Genomic DNA, 12,626 nt, shown 5'->3' on the forward strand with positions numbered 1-12,626 from the left:
AAGAGATAGTTCATTTTTCATTGTCAATAAATCCATAAATTTAATCCCCTTTAAACTCTGTTAGTATTTAACTCTTCTAAAATTTTGTTATGCTATTATAATCTATTTTAGCATAAATTATCTATTTACTTTCCCGATAATAATTTAGTAAAAAAGTATATATGTATTCTAGTAAGCAATAGTAAGCAGGAAATTGAAACACAATCAAAAAGAAAACAGCTGGACCAATTTTAGGTCCAGCTGTTTCTTTAGATATTATACTTTAAATTTATTAATTAAAGATTGTAATTCATCAGCCATATGTTCAAGTGTTTGTGCAGCGGCACCCATTTCTTCCATAGAAGCATAAATTTCTTGTGTGGATGCTGCAGCTTCTTCTGCGGAAGAAGCATTATTTCGTGCTAGATCTACTAATGAAACAGCTGTTGCAGTTGTTTCTTCTACAGAAGCAGCAATCTCCTGTGAAGTCGACGAAATTCCAGTAATTTTTGGCGAGATTTCTTTTAACCCTTCATAAATTTCTTTAAACTTGGCTGACGTATCGTCGGTTAGCTCCAACCCTTTGTTGACATTTATGATGGCTTTTTTCATTAAAGTTACTGAATCTAAAGTGTCTTGCTGGATTCCTTCAATTAAATTATTAATTTGTTCTGTTGATTGTTGTGAGCTTTCTGCTAATTTGCGAACTTCTTGGGCCACTACTGCAAAGCCCTTACCATGTTCACCTGCTCTTGCAGCCTCAATGGCAGCATTAAGTGCCAGTAGATTAGTTTGATTTGCAATTTCTTTAATAACATCCAAGATAGTTCCAATTTCTTGAGTGCGCTTTGATAATGAGTTGATCATTCGATCGGATTGCGCTACCGAATCATTAATAGAGTGCATTTGAGAAACGGTATTTTGAACTGCTGTATTTCCATGATTCACTGTTTGCATGGCGTGTTCCGAAAGTTTTGCAACCTCCGTTGCATTGTCGGCAATTTCAACCACCTTACTAGTCATTTCTTCCATTACGAAAACATTTTGCTCGTTTCCTTTTAATTGATGATCTGAATTTAAAGCTACTTCCTGAACGGTTTGTGATGCTTGTTCCGAAGCTGCAATGGTTTGATTTGAGCTTTCAGAAAGTGAAAGGGAGGACTCACGAACACTTTGAACGCTGGTATTCACTTGTTTTATTAATGCTTGTAAATTTTCACGCATTGCATCAAAGGAAGAAGCAAGTTGTCCGATTTCATCCTTGGAAGAATGATCTACTTTAACGGTTAAGTCACCTTCACTTATAATTCTTGTTTTTTCATTTAAAATACGTAGGGGTCTTACAATTGAACGGATAATGATATAGACGAATCCCGTGCCGATAACCAATGCGGCAAGTGCAATCATACTATTCAAGAGCAATGTTCTGCTGGCAGCATCATTAGCCTCTGAGTTGAAAACTGTTCCAACAATTTTCCATCCAGTAAGTTCATTAACAAAATATACTGCCGAATTCTCTTCATTTTGAAAAATCCCTTTATTCGAATCGATTGAATTTAAATAAGTTTCTTCTGCGGGAGTTCCGCTCTCAGTATCTGGTTTGGAAATGTAATTGTTGGCGTTATCAAGAAGCATGATAAAGCCCTGGTCTCCTATTTTTACGGAATTAGTCAATTCTGCCAACCGTTGAATACTTATATCCATACCAAAGACAGCCGATTGATCTTCAAGTTGTTTAGCAACTGTCACGACCAGCTCCCCGGAACTAGTTGAAATATATGGTTCTGTCACGATGGCAGTTCCACTGTTTTCCACTGCTTTTATGTACCATGGCCGTTCACGTGGATCATAGCTTGAATCATACGTATAGGCAGGGCGGCGGAACATTTCGCCTTCTTCTGACCCGACATATGCGATTGCTACTTCAGGATGAAGAGCCAGATATTCATCTAATAAAGAATTCAATTTTCCAATGTTGGACTCAGTCATTTGTTGTGTTATGTATTGGGCAAAAAATGTAGCTTGATCAAGCTTTGGCTGTATGGTAGATGTTATATTCCCATTAACTAAATTAAGACTAGCTTCAGCACTTGCAATCTGTTCAGTTTCAATCTGATTTTTTGCACTATTATAAGAAATTATAGCAATAGAAAAGGTTGGAACAATTAAAATAATAATAAATGAAAGAATTAATCGATTCTTGATCGACCATTTTGAAAAGATATTCACTATACATTCTCCTTCTGTTCTAGATATTATAATTTAATCAAATCTTTACAATAGATATTATAATGTAATAATTATAATATCTATTCTCTTAAAAAAGTATAATTTTCAAAAAATAATATTTTTTATAAGTTAAAGAGCTTAAATCAATTTTAGGTTTATGAATTATGGTCCAATAGAAGGGAAGAGGAGTATCAATTTTTTCATAGAAAAAAGACTAAGTTCAATTACTGAACTTAGTCCTAATTTTAGTATAAATGATTATTGGATTTCAGAGGCTGCAACTTCTTCCCAATTCTCTCCATTTGCCTCTTCGTCGTAAACTATGTTGTAAATTTTCCATTTACCGTCATTGCTTTTCTTTAGATAAGCTGTTCCAGATAGGTCTACTGTCATATTAAATGACATATCTGGAGCCGTCATGGACATATTATATCGTAGATCTTCAATGCGCACCTGAGCAAAATTCTTGTTTACGGAAGCTGGATTAATTGAATGCTCACCAACTTGTTCCATCGTGAATGTAGTATCCATGTCTTCAATCAAATCTTCAGTATCCAGACTTTCCAGAGAAGCAGCTAGATAGTAACCGATTGTTGTGTCACGATATAGGGCTTCCAAAGCTTTTGAATCTTGCTGTTCAGTGAGGGTCATTTCTTCTTGAATATTACGGGCAACTGTTTGTACAACTGCAAGTTTATCTTCATCAGAACCAGGTTGTAAATGTAGGGCACGGTCAATCATTACGATAGCCTCAGCACGTGTCGCATTATTGCTTGGCTTGAATACATCCCCATAACCTTTGATTATCTCAACAGCGGCTGTTTTCCTAATCGCTTCATAAGCGAAATTTCCCTGAGGTACATCTGAGAATACTTTACCAGTTCCTGAAAAATTAATCGTTGTCCCGAATGCACGATAAATCATTGCCGTAATTTCGGCACGAGTAATTTTATCATTCGGGCGGAAACTGCCGTCTGGTGTTCCGTTAATAATACCAAGACTGCTGGCAACTTTAACAGGCACATAATACCAGTTTGTTGGTTTTACATCAGGAAATGATTTGCCAGGGATGTCCGAATTTAAATTCATCGCATAAACCAAGATTTTTGTGAATTCAGCACGAGTAATTGTATTATTTGGCTTCAAGTAGACGTATGAGTATTCATATACTTCACCGTCTTCCTCAAATTCTTCACTTTCTACATATCCGTCAACGATGTCCGCATTCAGGAAGCGTTCCAATTCATCGTATGCCCAATGATCGTAATCAACATCATCGGAATAGTAAAGATCGATGGATTTTTCTGCTGCTAATGCCGGCGTAACAGAGAAACCAAATACTACTAGAGAAGTTAAAAAAACATATAATCCTTTCAAAGACCTTCCTCCACTTTCTTCTATTAAACTTTTACTAACATTTGAAGTTTACATGAATAATAAAAATAATACTATGTGGAATATATGGTAATTAGGGTTTGTTAACTTAGTGACAGATTTAAAGAAAGGGGATTAACTTAGTAAAATAAATTGAAAATTACTGTCAATACTAAATTTTGAATAAATGTTGAATAAAATGTGACGAATTTGTTAATAAAATGTGGCTAAATTGTGAAAAGGGGGGTATAATATATATAAATAATCCAAGAAGGAGTGGCTCTAAAATGTTTAATTTATACACAAAACTTTCTGGGATGCTTGTGGTTCTAGGTATAATTCTTGTTGTTGCTAGTTTCTTTGTAAACTTTTCGATTTGGTATGGAATTGAAGTTGCGAAATGCGGTGGCGCTTTATTTATTATGTTCCTATTTTTACATCTACTGTCAGAGCATGAATCTAAAAAAACAGAACGAAGTATAGCAGAATAAATCATAGTATAAATAAATAAAAAAAAGCTTGAGAAAAGATCTCAAGCTTTTTTTAATATCTTACATATCCCAAAGAAGTATCAGCAGAGTTCCGAAAACGGTAACAAGTGCGATGAATACTGCATATAAAATATTTGTATAGATGGATTTACCATCTTTGGATTCACCAGCATGCATGAATACAACAATTTGCAGGAATGCTTGGATAAAGGCTGTTGCTAAAAGAATGGTCATGCCTACTGTAAATGTCATATCAGTGAAATAAACCAATAATGCTACAGCAGTTAGGACTAAAGAGGCAACAAAGCCTACTACCTGTTTTGCAGGAAATAATTCTTTCATATTACATCATTCCTTTCAGATAGATGAAGCTGAAGATGAAAATCCAAACTACATCTAAGAAATGCCAGTAAAGAGAGAAGATAAATGATTTATTTGCTGTTTCAGGTGTTAATCCACGTTTTTTTACTTGAAGAAGGATAAAAGTTCCCCAGAATAAACCTAAAGTTACGTGCCCACCGTGTGTTCCTAACGTTGTAAGAAGTGCTGCTGTAAAAGCACTTGTTTGATATGTTGCTCCAACATGGTAGTAATGCATGAATTCAAATACCTCTACTCCCAGGAAGCATAGACCAAGTAGAAGGGTAATGCCAAAGAATGTCATCATGGCATTTTTGCGACCAAGTCTCATAGCATGAATACCAAGTCCTATTGTAAAACTACTAGTTAAAAGAACAAACGTTTCAATCAAAACTGGCGTGATTTCAAAAATCTCCGCAGGTGTCGGACCAGAACCAGTACGGCCTTCAAGTGTGAAGTATGCAGTAAAGAGGGTAGCAAACAGCATAATTTCAGCACCTAAGAAAATCCAGAACCCCAGTATATTTAACTGATTTTGTTGAGTACTATACTCAAGAGGCTGCGAATGATCGATATGCATTATTTTGCACCTCCAAGCTTTTCTTCAGTTTCTTTAATTTCTTTCACGGAAATATGACGTCCATGATCTTTTTCGAACGAACGCATCGCCATACAAACAAAGATACCGATTAACCCGATCACTGCTGGAACCCATAAAGCAAAGATGAATGAGAAGCCTGCAATGAAGAAGATAATACCCATAATAAATGGAACTCCACTATTATTCGGCATATGAATTTCTTCGATTTCACCTTTGAATAATACATGGCCATTTTTCTTTGAATCCCAGAATGTTTCACTTGAACTGATTTGTGGTGTTCTAGCAAAATTGTATTCTGGTACTGGCGTGTGAGTAGCCCATTCTAATGAGCGAGCATCCCATGGGTCACTGCCGATATCTCTTGATGAGTTTTTAAAGCTATAGTAAACATTATAAACAATAGTTACAAAACCGATTGCCATTAGAGCAGCACCGATGAATGACAGCATGTTTAATGGTCCGAAACCAGTTGCTTCAGAATAAGTGTACATGCGGCGTGCTTGACCATCTAAACCAGTAAGATACATAGGGAAGAAGGCAAGTACGAAACCAACTGTCAATAACCAAAATGTAACTTTACCGATTTTTTCATTTAACATAAAGCCAAAGAATTTTGGCCAATAGTAAGTTAAACCAGCTAGCATAGCGAATACTACACCAGGAATAATTGTATTATGGAAGTGGGCAACCAAGAACATTGTATTATGATATTGGTAGTCTGCCGCTGACATTGCAAGCATTACTCCTGTAACCCCACCAATAGTAAACAGTGGGATAAAACCAATTGAATAAAGCATCGGGACCGTAAAGCGGATTTTCCCTTTCCACATCGTGAATAACCAGTTAAAGATTTTAACCCCTGTCGGTACAGCAATCGCCATTGTCGTAATGGAGAAGATACTGTTTGTAAGCGCTCCTTGACCCATTGTAAAGAAGTGGTGAGTCCATACCAAGAACGATAGCAAGGAAATTAGAATCATTGACCAAACCATTGATGAGTAGCCATAAAGGTTACGTCTTGAGAATGTTGAAATGATTTCACTGTATAATCCGAATGCCGGTAAGATTAAGATATATACTTCAGGGTGACCCCAAATCCAGAAGAAGTTGGCCCAAAGCATATCCATACCGCCGCTTTCTGTAGTAAAGAAATTCGTTGCGAATAATCGGTCTGTTGTACCCATGATTAAAGCAACTGTCAATACAGGGAAAGCGAAAACAATAATTACGTTCGCAATAAATGCAGACCATGTAAACATAGGCATTTTCATAAGGGTCATACCAGGTGCACGCATTTTTAAAATCGTTGTACACATGTTAATACCCGTCATTAACGAACCGATCCCTGAAATTTGGATTGCTAGCATATAATAGTTCGTACCTACTGATTCACTGAAATCATTGCCTGCAAGAGGGAAGTATGAAGTCCAGCCTGCATCCGGTGAACCACCGACTACGAATGAAATATTAAATAGCATAGCTCCGGCAAAGAATAACCAGAAGCTTAAAGCATTTAATCGTGGGAAGGCCACGTCTCGTGCACCGATTTGCAGGGGCACGATCAAGTTCATAAATGCAAAGATGAATGGCATCGCCATAAAGATAATCATTACAACACCGTGAGTAGTAAAAATCTCGTTATAGTGTTGTGCGTCAAGTAATTTTGCATCGGGTGTAGCAAGTTGGGCACGCATCATGATCGCATCTGCACCGCCACGGAAGAGCATTAGTAGGGCAGAAACCAAGTACATAATCCCGATTTTTTTATGGTCGACTGTTGTTAACCATTCGCGCCATAAATAGCCCCATTTTTTGAAATATGTTAAGCCTGCAACAATTCCAATACTAGTTAAAGCAATGGCAACCATTGAAGCATAAATAGCCGGGCTTGGATGAGGGATAGCAAAACGCTCAAAGAATTCCAAGAATTCCATCCTTTTTTCTCCTTTCAAGATAAAATACCAATCTATAAAACCCTGGTTTTATCTTTTCAAATTAATGACCGCTGTGATCTGTTTCTTCTTCAGTATGATTTTCGTGATTAGAATGTTCGTGACTTTCATCGCTGTCTTCATCAGAAACTTCGTTATGTGCATGCTCTGGAGCAGGACTGAATTCCAAATGTGTTCCTGTGAATGTCATTTGACCAAGGTGACCAGGTTCTAATAATGTTTCAAATTCATCTTCTGTAAGTGGTTTAGCTGTATCGTGAACTTCATCCACCCATTCGTCATAATCTGCTTGAGACATAGCCGTTACATTGAACGTATTTTCTGCAAATCCTTTACCACTAAAGTTTGCATTTCGTCCCATATACTCACCAGCTTCATCAGCAGCTAAGTGTAATGTAGTGACCATATCGGACATTGCATATTTCTGACCGCCAAGTTGCGGAATCCAGAAACTTGTAATCGGACCGTAAGAATAAAGTTTGAACTCTATAGGACGGTCAGTCGGGATATATAGATAGTTCACAGTTTCGATACCTTCTTCAGGATAACTAAAATGCCATTTCCAGTCAGAAGAGGAAGCGTATATAACTAAGGGTTCTTGATTTTCATAACCTTCTGGTGTTGATTCAACAATATAATTACTTTTTACTGAGACAAATGATAAATAAGCTACTATTAATATAGGAACACCAACACAAACGATTTCAACCCATTTATTTCCGTGAATGTGTGGCGGTTCGTAATCATCAGGTTGTTTTGAAGCACGATATTTAAATAAGATATATGCCAAGATAACCATGACAACGATTACAATAACAGACATGATGCCAATTGATAACATAATATCATTTGCTTGTCTTTCGGCTTGTGGTCCTTTCGGATCTAATACTAAAAGTGGTTCACACCCAGCCAGTACAAAGACAAGTGCCATCATGGACGTTAATAATGTCCATTTTTTTCTCATAAAGATATTCACCTTCCCTTATTCGTCAAAAGAAAATCACCCATCGACTTCCTCCAACACTATAACTCTATTTTAATCATAGGAATAGTAAAATCTCTGTTTTTAAGATGAATTCACAAAAGGTTCACCTCTTATTCAAAAGTTATTCACATAAAGTTCACGATTTATCAATAACTATACCGAAATGTTAAAAACTGGTATGAAAACGCGTTCATTTTCCTTTTTTTATGTTGAAAACAGGCATTACTTTAAATTGGTATGGAAAATATATTATATAGAAATAAAAAAGATCCCTTTTTAAAAGAGATCTTTCAGTACATGATGAAATTGATATTCAATTTTTTTGATATAACTTTAAGCTAATCGTTAATTTTATTGTCCTGGAATTCAATTTTCTTTAACGCCCTGTCAAAATTTTGTTCCTGGGAAATCTCTTCGCGGCTGTTATGTTTCTTTGGTTTTTTCATGTTCCTGAATGTTGTGCTAGATTTTTTAGCCATATTTCTTCACCTCCGTCTTTGTATTTTGCACTTTTTTTGGATTGCGATTCATTCGCAAGGCATCAATCAGGAACTCACCTTTGCTAAAATTTTCCTCGAATATTAAGCTATTAGCCCTTCCAATTATGTGCAAACAGCATTAACTAGTAAATAGAAGGAGGGCTGAAAATGGGTTTGGACTGGAATACCAATAAAGATACAAATGATGATCGCGGGAGTAATCGCATTGAAAGCGAAGTGATTTTTGAGAGAAATTCGCTCATCATCGGTCAAAACTTTTGTGTGAATGCGATGATCGGCGAGGCGCAAAAATTGGTTATTGAAGAAAATAATGATTCAAAAAAAATTGAAGAGTCATCGGAATTTGAGGATTCCTCCGTTTTTTTCCACGAATCAGAAACGGTACAAGAAGCACCTAAAAATCAGGATTACACACTCATTTATGCAGCTCCAGCGTCACCCATGCGTGCACCACTTCTGATTACTGTAATCGCGCGAAATTTATCTGAAAACGATGTCTTGATAAGTATAGAAGATGATGAAGAGGTGTTGGTAGAAGAAATTGTTCCAGCCCGTTCGGAATTGGCATTAACTGCTCAAAATGCCCTATTTTTAAGAGCATTGGCACTTTCCCCGAGTCAGGTGCAGTTTTTCATCAGTGTCTATCATCCAACAAGTTCGTATTAGCAAATGAGACAGCCAACACAAAATCGGTAATTACTGCCTAATTTTAAATGCTCCAATTAGTTGGAGGTTCGGGTATGCATCACTGACCTCTATTATTTGGAAACCTGGAATGAACTTCTACATACGAATTTAGAAGCTCAAAAAATTACAAAATCAAAAGATGAAATTAAAATTTAAAATGTAATATCATTCAAGATATGGCGAATTACAAAATTTGCTAAAGAGGTAATGTTGCTGGAATATTTAAGCTAATGGGGCCATGAGGGGATTGCAATATACTATATATTTGAAATTTGGAAAGCTAAAAAATCTTATTGAAAAGGTTGGCGTATACCAGCCTTTTTTTCATTTTCCCCATTAAACAAGATAACCATTAAATAAAAAATGAAAACGCTTTTATTTTTTTGCATAAGTAGGTTTCGATCTTCATACCGTGTTGTAAATGAGTATTCTAAGAAATTGTGAATGTTGTTTGACAATTTTATACTCAAATAAATTTAGTACTAAGGAGATGTATTTGTATGGATTTTACATTAACTGATGAACAGAAAATGATTCAAAAAACTGTTAGAGATTTTGTAAATAAAGAACTTAAACCGTTGGAACAAGAAGTTTTGAAAAACGAAAGAGAAGGCAGACCGGGTATCTCGCGTGAAAAAGTAAAAGAATTAAGAGAAAAGGCTAAAGCTATTGGTTTCTGGGGCATTAATACGCCTGAAGAATATGGTGGAGCTGACTTGGGACCGATTATGTCGGTATTGATTGCAATGGAATTGGGAAGAACCTATGTACCATTTAACTTTGGAGGTTCAGCCGACAACATTTTATATCTGTGCAATGAGGAACAAAAACAGAAATATTTGATTCCTACTATTAATGGAGAAAGACGATCTTGCTTTGCTTTGACGGAACCAGGCGCTGGCTCGGATGCGAGAAGCATCCAAATGCAGGCGATCAAAGATGGCGATCATTGGGTTTTAAACGGAGAAAAAGTATTTATTACAAATGGGAATGAAGCAGATTTTGCGATGGTTTTTGCCGTTACCGATAAAGAAAAAGGTGCTAATGGTGGAGTAACTTGTTTCCTTGTAGACCGAGAAATGGGTTGGAAATCGGAATATATTTATACAATGGGAGAATGGGGACCGGCAACCCTGGTATTTGATAATGTACGGGTTCCGGAAGAAAATATTTTAGGAGAAATCGGTCAAGGGTTTAACCTAGGTATGCAATGGATTGGTCAAGGTCGGTATATGATTCCGGCAGGAGCGATTGGGGCTGCAGAACGACTATTGCAAATGGCCATCGATTATTCAAAAACACGTGTAACCTTCGGAAAACCAATAGCTGAACGTCAGGCGATCCAATGGATGATTGCTGATTCGGCTGTAGAGATTGAAGCAGCTAAATGGATTGTGTTCAAAGCTGCATGGATGGCTGAAAATGGAATGGATGCTCGTCACCAATCATCGATGGCTAAATTAAATGGCGCAATTATGGCAAACGAGGTTGTTGATCGTGTGCTGCAAATTCATGGAGGAATGGGTTATACAAAAGAGTTGCCGATTGAACGCTGGTATAGAGAGTTAAGACTATATCGTATTTTTGAAGGTACTGACGAGATTCAACGCCGCACAATTGCACGTAATCTATTAAAAGGTCATGCAAAAGTCGGGGAGTTATTATAACAGCTTCTTGCAATACGTTGTTTTATTAACATACTACCCAGTCAGTTGTTATACCGTAATAATACTAACCGGTTAGTTATGGTCCGTACTCTTAAATGAATAGATTGTTAGTCACATTTTTATCGTTGGAAAGGGGGGCAAATATGAAATCGGATAGAATAGCGGCCATTGTCGGCGTTGCCGAATCTGACATAGGTAAAATCCCAGGCAAGAATGTCTTGCAGCTCCAGGCACAAGCAGCGAAATCAGCGCTAGAGGACGCCGGGTTAACAAAAAATGATATTGATGCTGTGTTCACGGCAGGGAATTGGGCATGGGCACCAAACCTGATGTTAGCTGAATACCTGGGAATCCAGCCCAAATTTACAGATTCCACAAACATCGGGGGTTCCTCTTTTGAGGCCCATGTCGGCCACGCTGCAGCAGGTATAGAGGCAGGATTATTTGAAGTAGCACTCATTACTTATGGGAGCACAAACCGAACAAATCCATCCAATTCCACTTTTAAATCGCCACTTACGGCTCAATATGAATTGCCTTACGGTTTGCCGACACCTGTTGGAGCATACGCATTGGCTGCTATGCGACATATGCATCAATATGGTACAACATCGGAACAATTGGCAGAAATCGCAGTTGCAACAAGAAAATGGGCGCTATTAAATGAGAAGGCATACATGAAAGAGCCGATTGAAATAGAGGATGTGCTAAACTCACGAAAAATCGCTGACCCCTTGCGTTTACTAGATTGCTGCTTAGTAACTGACGGTGGTGGGGCAGTAATAGTTGCTTCCAAAAATGTTGCATCTAAACTTAACAAAAAACCTGTATGGATCTTGGGTCATGGTGAATCTCATTCTCACAACACGATTGCCAATATGCCTGACTTAACTGTTACAAGTGCAAGGGAATCAGGAAAAAGAGCATTTGAGATGGCAGGAATCACACAGGATGAGATCGATGTGGCAGAAATCTATGATTCTTTCACTATAACGGTATTATTGACACTTGAATCACTTGGTTTTTGCAAACCTGGAGAAGGCGGTGCATTTGTAAGCGGGCAACGAACAGCTCCAGGGGGTGATTTCCCTATGAATACTAACGGTGGTGGGTTATCTTATTGCCACCCTGGGATGTATGGCATCTTCTTGTTAATAGAGGCAACTCGTCAATTAAGAGGTGAATGTAGTTCACGCCAAGTGGAAAATGCAAAGCTTGCTTTGGTTCACGGAACAGGTGGAGTTCTATCCTCAACCTCAACCGTGATTCTAGGAGGGGATTAAATGATAAAAGATTTGATTCATTCGGCGTTTGATGAAGAATCAAAACCATTTTGGGATGGCTTGATGAATGAAAAACTGCTCATTCAGTATTGTAGCGATTGTCATCAATATATCTTTTATCCAAGAACAATTTGCCCTCATTGTTTTTCAGAAGATATAAGCTGGCAAGAGTCATGTGGAAATGGCAGAATCTATAGTTATACTGTTGTACACCAAGCATTTGGCCAATTTAAGGGCGACACTCCTTTTGTAGTAGGCATCATTGAACTTGACGAGGGAGTAAGGATGATGTCAAGGATTATTGGTGATAAAGAACAAATTGCTATTGATCAACCAGTCTCTGTTGTGTTTGCAAAGGTTGAAAATGAGTTGGTTCTTCCATATTTTCAAGTAACTTAGTAAACTTCCAGGTACTCGCAAAGCAAAAGTACAAAACGGAAGAAAGAACCTCTTCCGTTTGTTTTTAAAAGAAAAGAAAAAGTCAAAAAATCTTGAGCTAGCAGTATTTAGCAGCAGGT

General features: G+C 37.3%; 12 protein-coding genes. 5 read left to right on the plus strand and 7 right to left on the minus strand.

Features of this window, described 5'->3' with window-relative positions; genetic code table 11:
• Positions 1-255: 255 nt before the first annotated feature.
• Together QYB95_RS08115 and QYB95_RS08120 are read right to left on the minus strand one after the other, a co-directional pair.
• Entirely contained in the window at positions 256-2,208 is a 1,953-nt protein-coding gene (locus tag QYB95_RS08115; RefSeq protein ID WP_301137813.1) for a methyl-accepting chemotaxis protein, read from the minus strand.
• 258 nt (positions 2,209-2,466) lie between these two features.
• A complete protein-coding gene (locus QYB95_RS08120; protein ID WP_301137814.1) occupies positions 2,467-3,585 on the minus strand; it encodes an S-layer homology domain-containing protein in 1,119 nt (372 codons plus the stop codon).
• Between the two features lie 284 nt (positions 3,586-3,869).
• Between QYB95_RS08120 and QYB95_RS08125 the strand changes: the two genes are divergently transcribed.
• Entirely contained in the window at positions 3,870-4,073 is a 204-nt protein-coding gene (locus tag QYB95_RS08125) for a hypothetical protein (protein ID WP_301137815.1), read from the plus strand.
• Between the two features lie 60 nt (positions 4,074-4,133).
• On the opposite strand, the gene qoxD is transcribed toward QYB95_RS08125, so the two are convergent.
• From qoxD to QYB95_RS08150, 5 genes are all read right to left on the minus strand, one after another.
• Positions 4,134-4,415 (minus strand): cytochrome aa3 quinol oxidase subunit IV, encoded by a 282-nt coding sequence (gene qoxD, locus QYB95_RS08130; protein WP_301137816.1) that lies wholly within the window; start codon positions 4,413-4,415, stop codon positions 4,134-4,136.
• Between the two features lies 1 nt (position 4,416).
• Positions 4,417-5,013: a cytochrome aa3 quinol oxidase subunit III gene (gene qoxC, locus QYB95_RS08135; protein WP_301137817.1), complete on the minus strand. Its 597-nt coding sequence runs from the start codon at positions 5,011-5,013 to the stop codon at positions 4,417-4,419.
• The gene (gene qoxB / locus QYB95_RS08140; RefSeq protein ID WP_301137888.1) at positions 5,013-6,959 is read right to left on the minus strand and encodes a cytochrome aa3 quinol oxidase subunit I; all 1,947 of its coding nucleotides are present in this window, start codon (positions 6,957-6,959) and stop codon (positions 5,013-5,015) included. The genes qoxC and qoxB overlap by 1 nt, the downstream gene beginning before the upstream one ends.
• A gap of 70 nt (positions 6,960-7,029) precedes the next feature.
• On the minus strand, positions 7,030-7,950 hold the full coding sequence (gene qoxA, locus QYB95_RS08145; protein ID WP_301137818.1) for a cytochrome aa3 quinol oxidase subunit II: 921 nt from the start codon (positions 7,948-7,950) through the stop codon (positions 7,030-7,032).
• Between the two features lie 359 nt (positions 7,951-8,309).
• The gene (locus tag QYB95_RS08150) at positions 8,310-8,450 is read right to left on the minus strand and encodes a hypothetical protein (protein ID WP_301137819.1); all 141 of its coding nucleotides are present in this window, start codon (positions 8,448-8,450) and stop codon (positions 8,310-8,312) included.
• Between the two features lie 168 nt (positions 8,451-8,618).
• Here QYB95_RS08150 and QYB95_RS08155 point away from each other — a divergent pair, with 168 nt between their 5' ends.
• From QYB95_RS08155 to QYB95_RS08170, 4 genes are all read left to right on the plus strand, one after another.
• Positions 8,619-9,137: a hypothetical protein gene (locus QYB95_RS08155; protein ID WP_301137820.1), complete on the plus strand. Its 519-nt coding sequence runs from the start codon at positions 8,619-8,621 to the stop codon at positions 9,135-9,137.
• 521 nt (positions 9,138-9,658) lie between these two features.
• A complete protein-coding gene (locus QYB95_RS08160; protein WP_301137821.1) occupies positions 9,659-10,825 on the plus strand; it encodes an acyl-CoA dehydrogenase family protein in 1,167 nt (388 codons plus the stop codon).
• Positions 10,826-10,968: 143 nt separating this feature from the next.
• Positions 10,969-12,108, plus strand: a complete 1,140-nt coding sequence (locus QYB95_RS08165; protein WP_301137822.1) for an acetyl-CoA acetyltransferase — start codon at positions 10,969-10,971, stop codon at positions 12,106-12,108.
• Complete coding sequence (locus QYB95_RS08170; RefSeq protein ID WP_301137823.1) at positions 12,109-12,507, plus strand: Zn-ribbon domain-containing OB-fold protein; 399 nt, start codon at positions 12,109-12,111, stop codon at positions 12,505-12,507.
• Positions 12,508-12,626 lie beyond the last annotated feature (119 nt).

Origin of the sequence: Ureibacillus aquaedulcis, assembly GCF_030418165.1 — a bacterium.
Lineage (GTDB): Bacteria > Bacillota > Bacilli > Bacillales_A > Planococcaceae > Ureibacillus > Ureibacillus aquaedulcis.